This is a genomic window from Nonomuraea roseola, assembly GCF_039535395.1.
GTDB lineage: Bacteria > Actinomycetota > Actinomycetes > Streptosporangiales > Streptosporangiaceae > Nonomuraea > Nonomuraea roseola.
The window spans coordinates 5,371,049-5,386,747 of record NZ_BAAAXC010000015.1 but is presented as its reverse complement, the minus strand read 5'-3'; the positions used below and the strand labels follow the sequence as shown (position 1 = coordinate 5,386,747).

The 15,699-nt window shown below is 71.3% G+C and carries 15 protein-coding genes; 8 read left to right on the top strand and 7 right to left on the bottom strand.

Going from position 1 to position 15,699, the window contains the following annotated elements; all coding sequences use genetic code 11:
• Positions 1-2: 2 nt before the first annotated feature.
• Genes ABFX55_RS48870 through ABFX55_RS48860 form a run of 3 tightly spaced genes read right to left on the bottom strand, consistent with a single transcriptional unit; the run spans position 3 to position 3,106 of the window.
• Complete coding sequence (locus ABFX55_RS48870) at positions 3-1,229, bottom strand: sugar ABC transporter permease (RefSeq protein ID WP_183658381.1); 1,227 nt, start codon at positions 1,227-1,229, stop codon at positions 3-5.
• The gene (locus tag ABFX55_RS48865; RefSeq protein ID WP_346131009.1) at positions 1,222-1,986 is read right to left on the bottom strand and encodes an ATP-binding cassette domain-containing protein; all 765 of its coding nucleotides are present in this window, start codon (positions 1,984-1,986) and stop codon (positions 1,222-1,224) included. The genes ABFX55_RS48870 and ABFX55_RS48865 overlap by 8 nt, the downstream gene beginning before the upstream one ends.
• A 1-nt stretch (position 1,987) precedes the next feature.
• Positions 1,988-3,106: a sugar ABC transporter substrate-binding protein gene (locus tag ABFX55_RS48860; protein ID WP_346131008.1), complete on the bottom strand. Its 1,119-nt coding sequence runs from the start codon at positions 3,104-3,106 to the stop codon at positions 1,988-1,990.
• A 118-nt stretch (positions 3,107-3,224) separates the two neighbouring features.
• Here ABFX55_RS48860 and ABFX55_RS48855 point away from each other — a divergent pair, with 118 nt between their 5' ends.
• The 4 genes from ABFX55_RS48855 to ABFX55_RS48840 all read left to right on the top strand — a co-directional run bounded on the left by ABFX55_RS48855 (position 3,225) and on the right by ABFX55_RS48840 (position 7,840).
• The gene (locus ABFX55_RS48855; RefSeq protein WP_346131006.1) at positions 3,225-5,012 is read left to right on the top strand and encodes a sodium:solute symporter family protein; all 1,788 of its coding nucleotides are present in this window, start codon (positions 3,225-3,227) and stop codon (positions 5,010-5,012) included.
• 74 nt (positions 5,013-5,086) lie between these two features.
• Complete coding sequence (locus ABFX55_RS48850; protein WP_346131004.1) at positions 5,087-6,130, top strand: AAA family ATPase; 1,044 nt, start codon at positions 5,087-5,089, stop codon at positions 6,128-6,130.
• Between the two features lie 16 nt (positions 6,131-6,146).
• The gene (locus tag ABFX55_RS48845; protein WP_346131491.1) at positions 6,147-7,193 is read left to right on the top strand and encodes a vWA domain-containing protein; all 1,047 of its coding nucleotides are present in this window, start codon (positions 6,147-6,149) and stop codon (positions 7,191-7,193) included.
• A complete protein-coding gene (locus tag ABFX55_RS48840) occupies positions 7,190-7,840 on the top strand; it encodes a hypothetical protein (RefSeq protein WP_346131002.1) in 651 nt (216 codons plus the stop codon). The genes ABFX55_RS48845 and ABFX55_RS48840 overlap by 4 nt, the downstream gene beginning before the upstream one ends.
• Here the strand turns inward: ABFX55_RS48840 and ABFX55_RS48835 are convergent.
• Both ABFX55_RS48835 and ABFX55_RS48830 read right to left on the bottom strand, forming a co-directional pair.
• On the bottom strand, positions 7,834-8,070 hold the full coding sequence (locus ABFX55_RS48835; RefSeq protein WP_346131001.1) for a hypothetical protein: 237 nt from the start codon (positions 8,068-8,070) through the stop codon (positions 7,834-7,836). The two genes, ABFX55_RS48840 and ABFX55_RS48835, sit on opposite strands and share 7 nt — an antisense overlap.
• Complete coding sequence (locus ABFX55_RS48830) at positions 8,067-8,282, bottom strand: DUF6158 family protein (RefSeq protein WP_346130999.1); 216 nt, start codon at positions 8,280-8,282, stop codon at positions 8,067-8,069. The genes ABFX55_RS48835 and ABFX55_RS48830 overlap by 4 nt, the downstream gene beginning before the upstream one ends.
• Positions 8,283-8,380: 98 nt before the next feature.
• On the opposite strand from ABFX55_RS48830, the gene ABFX55_RS48825 reads away from it, so the two are divergent.
• From ABFX55_RS48825 to ABFX55_RS48810, 4 genes are all read left to right on the top strand, one after another.
• Positions 8,381-9,310, top strand: coding sequence for a LysR family transcriptional regulator (locus ABFX55_RS48825; protein WP_346130998.1), 930 nt, complete (start codon positions 8,381-8,383; stop codon positions 9,308-9,310).
• 88 nt (positions 9,311-9,398) lie between these two features.
• Positions 9,399-10,844 (top strand): alpha-lytic protease prodomain-containing protein, encoded by a 1,446-nt coding sequence (locus ABFX55_RS48820; RefSeq protein ID WP_346130996.1) that lies wholly within the window; start codon positions 9,399-9,401, stop codon positions 10,842-10,844.
• 114 nt (positions 10,845-10,958) lie between these two features.
• The gene (locus ABFX55_RS48815) at positions 10,959-11,990 is read left to right on the top strand and encodes an LLM class flavin-dependent oxidoreductase (protein WP_346130995.1); all 1,032 of its coding nucleotides are present in this window, start codon (positions 10,959-10,961) and stop codon (positions 11,988-11,990) included.
• Between the two features lie 977 nt (positions 11,991-12,967).
• The gene (locus ABFX55_RS48810) at positions 12,968-14,083 is read left to right on the top strand and encodes a ligand-binding sensor domain-containing protein (protein ID WP_346130993.1); all 1,116 of its coding nucleotides are present in this window, start codon (positions 12,968-12,970) and stop codon (positions 14,081-14,083) included.
• Positions 14,084-14,143: 60 nt separating this feature from the next.
• On the opposite strand, the gene ABFX55_RS48805 is transcribed toward ABFX55_RS48810, so the two are convergent.
• Complete coding sequence (locus tag ABFX55_RS48805; protein ID WP_346130992.1) at positions 14,144-15,043, bottom strand: CU044_5270 family protein; 900 nt, start codon at positions 15,041-15,043, stop codon at positions 14,144-14,146.
• Entirely contained in the window at positions 15,036-15,608 is a 573-nt protein-coding gene (locus ABFX55_RS48800) for an RNA polymerase sigma factor (protein WP_346130991.1), read from the bottom strand. Before ABFX55_RS48800 ends, ABFX55_RS48805 begins: the two co-directional genes overlap by 8 nt.
• Positions 15,609-15,699: the final 91 nt, after the last annotated feature.

Sequence of the window (15,699 nt, the reverse complement as noted above, 5' to 3'; positions counted from 1 at the left end):
CGTTACGCCCGGCCTGCCGCCTTCTGGCTCCTGCGCGAGATCGAGTCGATGACCACCGCGGCCAGCAGCACCGCGCCTGTGACCATGAACTGGATGGAGTTGCTGACACCCTGCAGCGCCATCCCTGAGGCGATCGACTGGATGACGAGCATGCCCAGCAGCGCCGAGTACGTGGTGCCGCGCCCGCCGAACAGCGAGGTACCGCCGATCACCGCCGCCGCGATCGCCATCAGCAGCACGTTGCTCTGCCCCGTCGCCTGGCTGGCGCTGGAGATGCGGGAGGCGGCGAAGATGCCGCCGACCGCCGCGAACGAGCCCGAGATGACGAAGACCGAGATCCTGATGAACGGCACGTTGATGCCGGCCCGCCTTGCGGCCTCGATGTTGCCGCCGACCGCGAAGATGCTGCGCCCGTACCTGGTACGGCGCAGGACGAAGTCCGTGCCGACGACGACCACCAGGAAGATCAGCAGCGCGAGCGGGAGCCCCTGGTAGAGGTTGAGGATGTAGGCCGCGCCGAAGGCCACCACCGCGAGCACGACTGTGCGGAAGACGATGTCGCCCGTCGTCCTGTACGGGATCCCCGCCGCGCGGCGCCTGTTGTTGCCGATGAGCGACACGGCGAGGAAGCCCGCCACGCCCAGCGCCGCCAGGCCGTAGGCGGCGATCACGTAGATGAAGTAGGTGCTGGTCAGGCCGGCGACGAAGCCGTCGCTCGGCAGGTTGATGGTGCCGTTGGGCCCGAGGACCCACAGCTGGAAGCCGGTCCAGGCGAGAAAGCCCGCCAGCGTGACCACGAAGGAGGGCACCCCGATCTTGGCGAAGAAGAAGCCGTGGATCAGGCCGAGCACGGCGCCGACGGCGACGGCGAGCAGGATGGCCAGGCCCGGGCTCATGCCCATGTTGACGTTGAGCACGGCCAGGACCGCCGCGCAGGCGCCGCTGACCGCGCCCGCCGCCAGGTCGATCTCCCCCAGCAGCAGCACGAACACGATGCCCACCGAGATCAACCCGGTCGGGACGATGTCGACGCTGAGGTTGGACAGGTTCTGCGCGGAAAGGAACTGGCTGTTCAGGCTCTGGAAGACGAGCCAGATGACGATCAGGCCGATGACGACCGGCAGCGGGCCGAGCTCGCCGCCCTTCACCTTCCGCCTGAACTCGCCCAGATATCCAGTGAGACCCTGTTCGCTGACCACCAGCCGCGGGTCGACCGGGGATTCACTCACTGAGCCTCCTGCTCCTGCGGGACGCGGCGTTGTCGGTGGCGCCGGTGATCGCCGAGATGATCTCTTCCTGGGTGGTGGTCTTCGCGTCGAAGACCCCGTTGTTACGGCCGAGCCTGAGCACCGCGATGCGGTCGGCCACGGCCTTCACGTCGACCATGTTGTGGCTGATCAGGATGACGCCGTGCCCCTGGCCGCGCAGCCGTTCGACCAGGTCGAGGACCTGCGCGGTCTGCTCGACGCCGAGCGCGGCGGTCGGCTCGTCCAGCAGCACGATCTTGGGGTCGCCCAGCAGTGAGCGGGAGATGGCCACCGTCTGCCGCTGGCCTCCCGACAGCGACGCCACGGGGATCCGCACGCTGGGGATCTTGATCGACAGCGTCTCCAGCAGGTCGCGCGAGCGCTTCTCCATCGCGACCTCGTCGAGGACGCCCATCGTCGCCACCTCGTTGCCGAGGTAGAGGTTGCCGACCACGTCGAGGTTGTCGCAGAGCGCGAGGTCCTGGTAGACGGTCGCGATGCCCAGCGCCTGGGCGTCGGAGGGGGTGGCGATCGTGGCCTGCCTGCCCTCCCACATGATGCGGCCCTCGTCGGGAGGGCCCACCCCGGCGATCACCTTGATCAGCGTGGACTTGCCCGCGCCGTTGTCGCCGACCAGCGCCACGACCTCACCCGCGTCGACCTCGAGCTCGACGTCCGTCAGCGCCTGGACGGCGCCGAACCGCTTGGAGATGCGCTCGAGGGCGAGGACCGGAGCCATCTCAGGAGATCCCAGCCGCTACGCAGGCCGGCTTCACTGCCGCGGTGCAGATCTCCTCGACCTTCCAGAACCCGTCCTTGATCACGGTGTCCTTGATGTTCTCCTTGGTGACCACGATCGGCGCGATGATCTGCGCGGGGATCGCGGAGTTGGCGCCGTTGTCCACGGTGGTGGTGCCGGTGACGCCCTGCCCCGTGGCGAGGCTGATCGCCAGTTGGGCGGCGTTCTTGGCCTCGGGCCTGATCGGCTTGTAGATCGTCATCGTCTGGGTGCCGAGCAGGATCCGCTGGATCGCGGCGAGCTCGGCGTCCTGGCCGGTCAGGGGGGTGCCCTTCTTGACGCCCGCGTTCTGCATGGCCCTGGCGATGCCGCCCGCCATGCCGTCGTTGGCCGCGTACACACCGACGACCTTGTCGGCCCCCAGCGCGGTGAAGGCGCCCGCGGCCTCGGTGTTGGCCTGGTCGGGGCTCCAGTCAGGGGTGTCGTACTCCTTGCCGATCGTGACCTGGCCGTCGAGCACCGAGTGGGCGCCCTTCTTGAAGTCGGCGGCGTTCGGGTCGGTGGGCGAGCCGTTGACCATGACGACGGGGCCGCGCTTGGGGTCGCCCCCCGCCTTGATCGCGTCCAGCAGCGCCTGTCCCTGCGCCTTGCCGACCTGCAGGTTGTCGAAGGAGGTGTAGGCGTCCACGGGACCGCCCGCCAGCCGGTCGTAGGCGACCACCTTCGCGCCCTGGCTCTTGGCCTTGGCGACCGAGGAGGCGATGGCCTTGGCGTCCACCGCGTCGAGGATGAGGATCTTCACCCCGTTGGTCAGCATCGAGTCGACCTGTTGCTGCTGCTGGTTGGGATCCTGGTTGGCGTTGTTGTAGACGACCTCGCACTTGGGGCACTGGGCCTTGATGTCGGCGGTGATGTACGGCCTGTCGAACTTCTCGTACCTGGCCGTCTTCGACTCGGGCAGCAACAGGCCGATCTTGAAGCCCTCGTCGATCGAGCCGATGGCGTTCGGGCTGGCGGTGCCGCCCCTGGCGCCGCCTGTCTGGCCGGACTGTCCCGCCGTGCCGCAGCCGGCCAGCAGCCCCACAATGGCCAGCACACCGCCGATGACCTGTGCTTTCACCGCGCGCCCCCTGAATCGCCGTGTCAGGAGTGGCGGTACCCTCCCCTTTCGCAGAGGTGTGCGAACTTGTCACATTTTTGCCAGGTGATGCGGTGATTTTCCGGGGTAGCGGGCCGCGGTGCGACTCGACGTCAACCTGCTGGACTACGCCCTCATCGCGATCTACTTCGCCACCGTGCTGGCCATCGGGTTCGCCGCCCGCCGCCGGATCACCACCAGCCTCGACTTCTTCCTCGCAGGACGTGGGTTACCCGCGTGGATCACCGGGCTCGCCTTCGTCTCGGCGAACCTGGGCGCGATCGAGATCCTCGGCATGGCGGCCAACGGCGCCCAGTACGGCGCGATGACCGTGCACTTCTACTGGATCGGCGCGATCCCCGCGATGGTCTTCCTCGGCATCGTGATGATGCCCTTCTACTACCGCTCCAAGGTCAGGAGCGTCCCCGAGTTCCTGCGCAGGCGCTTCAACGGCGCCACCCAGCTGCTCAACGCGATCACCTTCGCGGTGGCGCAGATCCTCATCGCGGGCGTGAACCTCTACGCGCTCGCGCTGGTCATGGAGGCCCTGCTGGGCTGGCCGCTGCCGGTCTCCGTGGTCGTCTCCGCGGTGATCGTGCTGTCGTACATCACGCTCGGCGGCCTGTCCTCGGCGATCTACAACGAGGTGCTGCAGTTCTTCGTGATCCTGGCGGGACTGATCCCGCTGACCGTCCTCGGCCTGATCAAGGTCGGCGGCGTGTCGGGCCTGTTCGAGAAGGTACGGCAGAGCCCGCTCGGTGAGGGCGGCCTGCACACCTGGGCGGGCACCGCAGGCGACAACCCCATGCACGCCCACTGGATCGGCATCGTCTTCGGACTCGGCTTCGTGCTGTCCTTCGGCTACTGGACCACGAACTTCGCCGAGGTGCAGCGGGCCCTGTCGGCGCGCAACACCAACGCGGCCAGGCTCACCCCGATCATCGCCGCGTACCCGAAGATCTTCATCCCGCTGGTGACGGTGCTGCCCGGCCTGATCGCGCTGGTGCTCTTCGGCGATCTCGGGCAGGGCAGGGCCTACAACGACGCGATCCCGCTGCTGATGGGCGACCTGCTGCCCAACGGCGTGCTGGGCGTGGCGGTCACCGGGCTGCTGGCCTCCTTCATGGCGGGCATGGCGGCCAACATCAGCGGGTTCAACACGGTCTTCACCAACGACATCTGGCAGGCGCACCTCGTCAAGGACCGCCCCGACGGCTACTACCTGCGGGTCGGCAGGATCGCCACCGTCGTCGGCGTGGTCATGGGCGTCGGGACGGCGTTCATCGCCGCCGGTTACAGCAACATCATGAACTACCTGCAGGCGCTGTTCTCCTTCTTCAACGCGCCGCTGTTCGCGACGTTCATCGTCGGGCTGTTCTGGAAGCGGATGACGCCGTGGGCGGGCTTCTGGGGCCTGCTGGCGGGGACGCTGGCCGCCTTCACGTCCTACATCCTCTACAAGTCCGGCGTGGTCGCGTTCGGCACCGAGCTCAACGCCAGCTTCTGGGGCGCGGGCATCGCCTTCGGCGTCGACGTGCTCGTGTCGGTGGTCGTCACCCTGGTCACCACGGCGAAGCCGGAGTCGGAGCTGCGCGGGCTGGTCTACGGGCTCACGGTCGACCTCGAGGACGACGCGCTCGCGGGAGACGCGAAGTGGTACCGCTCCCCCCGTCCTGCTCGGCGCGGGCGCGGTCGTCCTGGCCATCGCGATGTACGGAGTGATCCTGTGAAGGACATCAGGCTGGTGATCGGCGGGCTCTTCCTGGTCTACGGGGTGATCCTGATCGTGGCGGGGGTGTTCGGCACCCCCGTCAACCTCTGGACGGGCATCTCCATGGCCGTCGTGGGCGGCGTCTTCCTCCTCTGGTCCCGCATCCGGCCCATCTGACCACGTTGACAAAACCGCTGTGCGTCAACCAGAGTTGACGTCAACATCAGTTGACGCACAGAGGTGGAACCACCATGGACGCGCTGGCCGTAGCCGTCACCGCCAACCTCCCTGTCATCCTGTGGGGAGCGCCGGGAACGGGGAAGACCTCCTCGGTCCTGGCGCTGGGAGCGAGCCTCGGGCTGCCCGTCGAGGTGGTCGTCGGCTCCATCAGGGAGCCCAGCGACTTCGCGGGCCTTCCCGTGATCAGGGAGGGCGGCACCTGGCTCGCGCCGCCCCGCTGGGCCGAGCGGCTGGCCAGGGCGGGGCGCGGCATCCTGTTCCTCGACGAGCTGACCACCGCGCCGCCCGCCGTCCAGGCCGCGATGCTCAGAGTGGTGCTCGAGAGGACCGTGGGCGACCTGGCCCTGCCGGGAGAGGTGCGGATCGTCGCCGCGGCCAACCCGCCCGAGCAGGCCGCCGACGGGTGGGAGCTGTCCGCCCCGCTGGCCAACCGGCTGATCCACCTCGACTGGCGGGTGAGCGCGGTCTCGGTGGCCGAGGGCTTCACCGGCGGCTTCGCCGTACCGGAAGTGGGAGCATGGCCCGCGCCTTCGCTCGCGGCGGTGGGCCGGGCGAAGGCGCTGGTAGGTGCGTTCCTGCGGGTGCGGCCCGAACTCGTGCTCGCCGTGCCCGAGGGGCCTGCGAGGGCGTGGCCGAGCCCGCGCACCTGGGAGCTGGCCGCGACCGCGGTGGCCTGCGCGCACGGTGAGGTCGCGGCCGAGCTGGTGCGGGGCGCGGTGGGCGACGCGGCGGGCTTCGAACTCCTGTCGTGGCTGCGCGACCTCGACCTGCCCGACCCCGAGACGCTGCTGTCCGATCCCGGCGCGCCGCTGCCCGAGCGGCTCGACAGGGTGCACGCGGTCCTCGGCTCGGTGGTGGCCTACGTGGCCGCCGACGGCGGAGCGGAGACCTGGCAGCGGGCCTGGCCGCTGATCGCGAGGGTCGCCCGCCGTACGCCTGACGTGGCGGCGGGGGCGGCGCGGTCGCTGGCGGCCGCCCGCCCGTACGGCGCGCAGCTGCCCTCCGCGATGCTGGAGCTGGCCCCGATCCTGCGCGCGGCGGGACTGCTGCGATGAGCGGGGCACGAGCGTGATGGAGCGCTTCGCGGCGGCGCGACTGCTGGCGGCGACCCGCGCGCCCTACCTGGCCTCCGCGCTGTTCGCGCTGACCCCCCTGGTCCACGAGGACGCCGAGGGCGCGTGCGCCGACGCCAACTGGAACCTGCACCTCGGCCCGGGACCTGTGCCCGTGGAGGAGCTGGCCTGGTCGCTGCTGCACCAGGTCGGACACCTCCTGCGCGGGCACCTCGGAGCGGGAGAGGACGGCCCCGGCTGGAACATGGCGCACGACGCGGAGATCAACGACGACCTCGACGGCGCGCCCGCCACGGCGGTCACCCCCGACAGGCTGGGCCTGCCGAGCGCCCTGATGGCCGCCGAGTACCACCGGCTGCTCGACCTCATCGAAGCGCCGCCCGAGCTGGAGGCCTGCGCGGGCGCGCCGTTCACCGGCCCTGCCGGCATGTCCGCGCTGGAGCGCGACCTGCTGGCCAGGGCGGTCGCCTCCCGGATCAGAGGCGAGGCGCCGTACGGCTGGCGGCGCTGGGCCGAGTCGATCCTGCGCCCGCAGGCGGACTGGCGGGCCGTGCTGTCCGCGCTCGTACGGCGCGGCCTCGCCCAGGCCTCCGGCAGGGTCGACTACAGCTACCGGCGCCCCTCCAGGCGCAACGTCCAGGGCGTCGTGCTGCCCTCGCTGGTACGGCCCCTGCCGCGCGTCGTCGTCCTGGTCGACACCTCGGGCAGCGTCACCGAGCCCGCGCTGCGGCGGGTGCTCGGCGAGATCGACGGCATCCTGCGCGCCTGCGGAACGGGGCAGGTCGAGGTCATCTGCTGCGACGCGGCGGCCCATCCGGTCCAGCGGGTCACCAGGGCCGCCGACGTCGAGCTGGTGGGAGGCGGGGGCACCGATCTGCGGGCCGGGTTCGAGGCGGCTCGCGCTCTGAGGCCGGACGTGCTGATCGCCCTCACCGACGGCGACACCCCGTGGCCCGAACGCCGTCCGCCTGCGCAGGTGCTCGTCTGCCTGCTGGGGGAGCGGCCCGCTCCCCCGTGGGCGCGCGTGGTGCGGGTGGCGGCATGAGGGAGAGCGAGTGGGAGGGGTTCACGCAGGGTGAGATGCGGCGCTGGCGGCACGCGGGCTTCGAGCCCGCGCACGCCTCCGCGTGGAGGGAGGCCGGTGTGGAGGATCCCGGCGACGCCAGGCTCTGGCGCACGGCGGGGGCCACGCCCGAGACCGTCATCACCTGGCAGCGGGCGGGGATGACGCCCGCCGAGGCGGTGCGCTGGCACGAGCTGGGCGTGGCTCCGCACGACGCGGCCAGGAGGCACCTGTGCGGCGAGCGGCCGAGGAGGGTGTCGTGGTTCTCCAAGGCCCCCGCCGTGCCCGCGGGCCCGATCAGGGACCTGCTGCGCGCGGGGATCCCCGCCGACGTCGCGCGCGGGTACGCCGACGCCGGATGGGAGGGGCAGGAGGCCGAGGAGTGGGCCGGGCGCAGGATCGACCCCGGTGACGCGCGGCTGTTCGCCGCCCTGGGCTTCACCGCGGCGGAGGCCGCGCGCGCGGGCGTCGACGCGGTCACGCTCGTCACCTCATGGTGGGGGGCGGTGCCCGTCGAGGAGGTCGCCGCCTGGTGCGCGGCGGGCCTGGACCCTGTCGAGGCCGCGGCCCAGCGGGCCCGAGGGGTCACCGCCGAGCAGGCCGCGGTGCTGAGGGCCCTCGGTCAGTAGTCGACCTCGAAGTCGTGGCGGCCCAGCGTGAACCCGTCGCCGCTGGGCACCACCTGGCCTCTCTCCACGAGGGTGGCCAGGCTGGCCCGCGTCTGCTCCTCGGTCAGCCCTGTCATCCCGGCCACGCCCGGCAGCGACGCCGCCTCGCCGCCGACCGCGATGGCCGCGACGGCCTCGTAGACGGTCAGGTCGGTGCCGGACAGGGACTGGACGTCATGGGGCCTGCTCACCTGGCTCTCGCCCCCTCCCTCAACCGTCCGGGGTCGATGTCGCGGACGGGGTGGCGGCGCAGGTACTCGCTCTCCAGCTCGTTGGTGCGCGAGGTGTGCCGGGCCAGCGCGTCGTCAGGCCCGTGCATGAGCGCCTCCATCCTCGTCTGGTAGAGGTGTGCCAGCTCGCGCATCAGGTCGTCTTCCGAAAGGTCCTTTGGATCGATTCCCATGCCCCTTCACCTACCCGGAGAACCCTCCCCACAACATCCGTCAATTTTCCTGACATATGGGGATTGCGGGGACGTTGTGGCGGTTTTACGTTCCCGGTATGGACCTCGAGCTCCGGCACCTCAAGATCGTCCGAGCGGTCGCGGAGTCGGGCAGCGTCAGCAAGGCGGCGACCCGGCTCGGGGTGGCCCAGCCGGCGCTGACCGCCCAGCTCAAACGCATCGAGCGCGCGCTCGGTGGCACGCTCTTCGAGCGCGACCGCTATGGCGCGAGGCCGACGCCGCTCGGCGAGCTCGTGCTCTCGCGCGCCCGCGTGCTGCTTCCCGCCGCGCAGGAACTCCAGGACGAGGCGCTGCGCTTCGCCAACGCCACGGAGGGCGGCTACCGCATCGGCGCGACCAACGGGCCCGTCCTCGGCGGCCTGGTGGACCGGCTGGCCGCGGCCGGTCCCGTCAGCACCTACACCTCGTGGTCGGCGCGCGAGCTGGCCTCGATGATCGCCCAGGGCAGGCTCGACTACGTCCTGGCGGGCGCGTGCGGCGAGGGACCGCCCGCAGGAGACATCACCTGGGTCACCATCGGGATCGACCCCGTCTTCGTCCTGCTCGCCGAGGACCACCGGCTGGCCGGCGCGAAGGAGCTGGCCTTATCCGACCTGGCGGACGAGCAGTGGGCCGTCACCCCTGGCGACGGCTGCTTCGGCGACTGCTTCGCCGCCGCCTGCACACGTGCGGGGTTCACCCCCTCCACCATGTACGAGACCGACGTGGCCACCTGCGTCCACCTGGCCCAGGTGGGCAGGGCGGTGGTGCTGTGCCAGGCCACCCACCCCTTCGCCCAGGGCCTGGTGATGGTGCCGCTCGCCGGCGCTCCGCTGCGGTGGCGTCAGGTCCTCGGCCACCATCCGGCCTCTCCCTGCGCGTCGTGGGTGGCCGAGCACGCCAAGGCCGCCCACGCCGACGCCGTACGGCGCAGCCCCGTTTACCACGACTGGCTGGTGCGCAACCCCGGCTGGGGCACCTCCCCATAACACCGCGATAGGGGTGAAGTGGTAGCTCCTCCGCCGACTGGACGGCCGTTACGTTGACGGCACCCCCAGCAAGCGAAGGAGACCCCCCATGCTTCGCACCCGCACGCTGATCGCCATCGCGATCGGCGCGTTAGCGCTGACCGCCACCCCCGCGGTCGCCTCGGCCCCGGCGGGCAACCCGCCCGACGGACTGGTCAAGGCCATGCAGCGCGACCTGAACCTCACTGAGGAGCAGGCGAAGAAGCGTCTGGTCAACGAGCAGAAGGCCGGCCGTACCGCACCGGGGCTCGCCAAGCGCCTGGGCGCCGACTACGCGGGCGCCTGGGTCGAGGGCCCCGAGAGCACGCTCGTCGTCGCCACCACCAACCCGTCGCAGCGCCGCGTCTCCGGAGCCGAGCTCAGGGTCGTCGCCCACTCCATGGCCAAGCTCGACGCCGTCAAGGAGGCCCTCGACAAGGCGGCGGACAAGGCCCCCAAGACCGCGCCGGTCTGGTACGTCGACGTGCCCACCAACAGCGTCGTGATCCTCTCCTCCGTGCCCGCCGACGCCGAGGCGTTCATCGCGGCCAGCGGCGCCGACAAGGCGCTCATCAGGGTGGAGCAGTCGAACGAGCAGCCCGTGCCCTACGCCGACATCCGCGGCGGCGACGCCTACTACATCGGCAGCGGCTCGCGCTGCTCGGTCGGCTTCTCCGTCACCAAGTCCGGCACCAACGGCGGCTTCGTCACCGCAGGGCACTGCGGGAGCGTCGGCGCCACCACCCGGGGCGCCAACCAGCAGGCCCAGGGCACCTTCCGCGGCTCCTCCTTCCCCGGCAACGACTACGCCTGGGTCGAGGTCAACACCAGCTGGACCCCCGTCGGCGTCGTGAACGGCTACAGCGCGGGCATCATCCCGGTCAACGGCTCCACCGTCGCGCCCGTCGGCTCCTCCATCTGCAGGGCCGGATCGACCACCGGCTGGCACTGCGGCACCGTGCAGCAGCTCAACACCAGCGTCACCTACCCCCAGGGCACCGTCAACGAGGTGACCAGGACCAGCGTGTGCGCCGAGCCAGGCGACTCCGGCGGCTCCTACATCTCCGGCAACCAGGCCCAGGGCGTCACCTCGGGCGGCTCGGGCAACTGCAGCTCGGGCGGCACCACCTACTTCCAGCCGGTCAACGAGATCCTCTCGGCGTACGGGCTCACCCTGGTCACCGGCGGCGGCAACCCGCCCACCGGCTGCCAGAACTACCGCGAGACCTACAACGGGTCGCTGGCCAGTGGCGCCAACCAGTACCAGCCGAACAACTCCTACTACCAGTCGACCGTGTCCGGCACCCACGCCGGCTGCCTGGACGGCCCCAGCGGCGTCGACTTCGACCTCTACCTGCAGAAGTGGAACGGCTCCACGTGGGCCACGGTCGCCACGAGCGACAGCCCCAACCCTGACGAGTCGATCAGCTACAACGGCTCGGCGGGCTACTACCGCTACCGCGTGCACGCCTACAGCGGCTCAGGCTCCTACACCCTCGGAGTGAACCGCCCGTAAGCCCCTCCAGCCGGCGGCCGTCCCCCAGGGGGCGGCCGCCGCCTGCTGTCCGGCGGAGGCGACAGGCGGAGCAGGAAATGGAATAACCCTCCGCTTTCGCTGGTTGCCCGAGGAATGACCGATCAGATCAGGGGCCTCGCGCGAGGCGAGGCCGACGTCCCCCTGTCCATCCTCGACCTGGCCACCGTCAGCGAGGGCGGCACCGCCACCGACGCCCTGCGCACCAGCACTGAGCTCGTACGGCACGCCGAGCGATGGGGTTACCACCGCTACTGGGTGGCCGAGCACCACGGCATGCCGAGCGTGGCCAGCTCCTCCCCCGCGGTCCTGATCGCGCACCTCGCGGCCCACTCCGAGAGCATCCGCCTCGGTTCCGGCGGCGTCATGCTGCCCAACCACCCGCCGCTCATCGTGGCCGAGCAGTTCGCCACCCTGCACGCCCTGCATCCCGGCCGCATCGACCTCGGACTCGGCCGCGCCCCCGGCACCGATCCCGCCACCGCGAGCGCGATGCGCAGGGGCGACGCCGACGCCTTCCCCGAGGAGGTCGCCGCGCTGGCCGCCTTCCTCGACGGCGAGGCGCCCGGCGGCCTGCAGTCCTACCCGCTCAACGCCGACCGCCCGCCCATCTGGCTGCTGGGCTCCAGCGGCTTCAGCGCCCAGCTGGCGGGGCTGCTCGGCCTGCCCTTCGCCTTCGCCCACCACTTCAGCGCGGAGAACACCGAGCCGGCGCTCGACCTCTACCGCTCGACGTTCCGCCCTTCGCGGTGGCTCGACAGGCCGTACGCGATGATCGGCGTGAGCGCCGTCGCCGCCGACAGCTCCGAGCAGGCGCTCCGCCTGTCGCGCACGCTCGCCCTCGCCATGCTCCGCCTGCGCCGCGGGCGGCCCTCGCCCATTCCCTCGCCCGAGGAGGCGGAGGCCTACCCGTACTCCGACGTCGAGCTGACCTTCGTCGACGGCTACCTCCGCAACGTCGTCAAGGGCACGGGCGCGGAGGTCCGCGCCGGGTTGGCCGCCCTGCGCGAGCGCACGCAGGCCGACGAGCTGATGATCACCACCGGTGTGTACGGCGGCGCCAACCGCATCCGCTCCTACGAACTGATCGCCGAGGCCCACAAGCTCAAGGCACCCGGCGACGCCTGACGGAGCAGACCGGCTTCCTCCATATTCGGTCTGAACCGGAATCCAGGTCTTGACGGCATCAAGACCAGTTCTTAGGTTTCCGGTCATGACCTTAATTCGCAGGCTGATCGCGGCCGGGATGGCGGCCACCGCCGTGTTCACCGCGTCCCCCGCCTATGCCGCGCCTCCCGTCATCGAGGACCTCGGCGTTCCCCTGCAGGACGTGCTCCTCCTCGGCGGCGTCGTCGCGCCTGGCCCCGGCGGCAGGACCGTGATCTGGAGCGCCTCCTCGGGAGTCCCCGCCCACCTGAACGCCGTCGACCCCGCCACAGGGGCCGAGGTGGCCAGGTTCGACCTGCCGGACGCGGGCGGGGCGTGGGCGGTCGACGCCGCCCCCGACGGCAGCGTCTACGCCGGCACGTACGGCAACAGCCACTTGTTCCGCTGGACGGAGAAGGACGGCGTCAAGGACCTCGGCAACCCCCTGCCGGGCGAGACCTTCGTCTGGACGCTGGCGGCGGGCGAGGGCGCGACCGTCTACGGCGGCACGTCGCCGGGCGGCAGGCTGTTCGGCTACGACCCGGCGACCGGCGTGCGCGACTACGGCAGACTCTCCCCCTCGCACGCCTACGTCCGCAGCGTCTCCTACGCCGACGGCAAGATCTACGCGGGCACGGAGGCCCCCGCCGCGCTCTTCGAGATCGACGCGGCCGGCGGCGCCGTCAGGCAGCTGCCCCTGCCTCCCGGCCTCGACCCCGCGGGCAAGTGGGCCTACGACGTGAACGTGGCGGCGGGCCATCTCTACGTGCGGTTCGGCGGCGCCTTCCCCGGCCCGCTGCACGTGTGGGACCTCGCCTCCGGCACGTGGATCGACAAGGTGGACCCCGCGCACGGCCTGGACGTGTCGCCCCCCCGACGAGCAGGGGCGCGTCTATTTCGTCAAGGCGGGCGAGCTGGTCCGCTACGACCCCGCGACCAAGGCCACCACACCGACGGGCGTGCCGGTCACCGGCAGGGTCGCCAACACCCGGGGCATCGGCTGGGCCGAGCTCGGCCTGCCCGACTACCCCGGCAGGAGCCTCGTGGGCCTGCTGTGGCGGGGCATGATGTTCCGCTACAACCCGCAGACCGGCGCCAAGTCGTTCGTCCAGTCCGGCATCAGGGGCGAGCCGATCGACGTGACGGCGCTGTCACAGGGCCCCGACGGGCGCATGTACGCGGGAGGCTTCCTCAACGGCGGCTTCGCCGCGATGAACGCCGAGACGGGCAAGGCCGAGGAGTTCCACACCTTCTCGCAGAGCGAGGACATGGTCAGCCACGACGGCAGGCTCTACGTCGGCGCCTACCCCGAGGCCAGGGTCTACTCCTACGACCCGAAGCTGCCGTGGAACAGCACCGAGTACTCCCCGAGCCCCGAGCCTGGCCCCGCGCCCAACCCGGCCAGACTGTTCGACCTCGCGGCCGACAAGCAGATCAGGCCGAGGGCCATGGTGTCCGCGGGACGGTATCTGGCCGTCGGCACCATGCCGGACCTCGGCCACCTCGGCGGCGTGCTGGCCATCTGGGACCCGGTCGAGGGCAGGCTCAGGCACTCCCAGCGCAACGTGGTCACCGACCAGTCGATCGTCTCGCTCGCCTACCGCGACGGCGTCGTCTACGGCGGCACCTCCATCTACAGCGGCCAGTCGGCCACCCCGCCCACCCAGAAGGAGGCCAGGCTCTTCGCCTGGTCGGTGGCGGAGAACAGGATGCTGTGGGAGATCACCCCCGCTCCTGGCAAGCCCGCCGTCCCGGCTCTGGCCTTCGACTCCCTGGGCAGGCTGTGGGGCATCGCGGGCGGCGAGGTCTTCGCCGTCAACACCCACCTGCGCAAGGTGGTCAAGCGGATCACGCTGTCCGACAGCAAGAGCTCCAGCGGGCAGCTCGCGTTCAACCCCCGTGATCGCCGGCTGTACGGCGCGCACGCGGGACGCTCGGTCTTCTCCCTCGACCCGTTGACCGGGCGGCACGCCGTCCTGAAGGAGGGACCCGTGCACCAGCTCGCGGTGCACGGGTCAGGAGACGTGTACTTCGCCGAGGGCCCCACGCTGTTCAGGTATCACCAGGGGCGGTGATCCGCGTTCGCCAGGGCGACGGGGCCACCGCCCTCGTCGCCCTGCCGTCCGCCGAACGGCCTACTCGGGCAGCTCGTCCGTCCACCCGGCGAGGAGCTTCGCGCTGCCGTCCGGCACCCAGGCCACCCCGCCGTCCGTGGTGACGAAGAAGTTGGCGTCGCGGACCTGCGAGCTCTCGGGATCGACGACCAGCCGCGCCTGCCTCACCTGGCTCCCTTCCGGCAAGGAGATGAGCAGGCCCTGCCCGCCCTCGACCGCGCCGAGGCTCTCGACGTTCGGGTAGGAGGCGATCGCGCGGAAGGCGGCGGCGCGCACCTCCGGCGGGGCGGGCAGCTGGCACACCAGGGAGATCAGCCCGTCGAAGACGAACTGCTCCCGCATGGCGGCGTCCGGCCGGCCCGCGCTGGTCACGACGTCACTGCGCTCCAGGTTGCCGGCGATCCACGCCTTCAGCGCGTCGGGCTCGGTCGGCAGCCCCTCGAGCTGCTCGAAGGTCACCTCGGGCCCGCCCAGCCTGAACGGGACGGGCCGGTGGATCTCGACCACCTTGCCCTCCGTCTTCGCCCCCCTGAACCAGGCCCTGCCGTCGCGGCTGGTCCAGCTCTCGAAGGGGGAGCCCTCTCTCGTGTCCGTCCTGACGTGCCAGTAGGCGCCCGTGCCCTCGGGGACCCGCTCCGCCGTGGCGGCGGCCGCGAGCAGGACGTCGCGGGCGGACAGCTGGGCGGCGGCGGGCGGGCTGTTCGGGGTGGCCGTGGGCGCCGTCGTCCCCGAGACGATCACCACCGCCGCCGCGGCCGCCGCGGCCGTCAGCCCGAGGCCGCTGATCAGCAGGCTCGGCCGCCTGTACGCGCGGACCGGTCCTCGGATCCTGCGCTGGAGCCGCCGCCTGCTGCGCTCGACCACCTCGGCGGACGGCTCGGGCCTGGCCAGCACGGTGGCGAGTGTCTGCAGGTCATCCATGGACTGCCTCCTGGTCGATGACGTCGTGGAGCTTCGCGCGGGCGCGGCTGAGCCTGGAGCCCACGGTGCCTGAAGAGATGCCGAGCGCCTCGGCCACCTCGTCGTAGCTGAGCTGGCCAAGGGCGACCAGCAGCACGACATCGCGCTCGCCCCTGGGCAGCGCGGCGAGCGCCTTGGCCAGCTGCGGCTGCATGCGCTGGGCGGCCACCGAGGTGACGACCCGGTTCTCGTGCCCCTCGGCCGCCGGTTCGGGGCCCAGACGGGACAGCGCCCGGTAGTGGCGGGCCTCCTTGCGCTGGTGGCGCGCCACCAGGTTGGTGGCGATGCCGAACAGCCAGGGCCGCAGGCTGCCGCGTCCTGGATCGAAACTACCGCGCCTGCTGAAGGCGGTCAGGAACGTCTCGGCGGCGATGTCCTCGGCCGCCTGCGCGTCCAGCCGTCCGGCCACGTAGAGATAGATGTCGCGAAAGTGCCTGTCGTGCACGACGGTGAACAGCTCGGGGTCGCGCGCGAACCCGGCCGCGAGCTCGGCGTCCGTCACCTGTTCGCCCACGTCGGCGGTCACGTCGCTGTCTCGGTCATGTGCGGGTGCCTCCGGGTGAAGGATCGACTGTCACCCACACTTCGCCGAACGAGCGAATCGTCTTCCGCCGCCC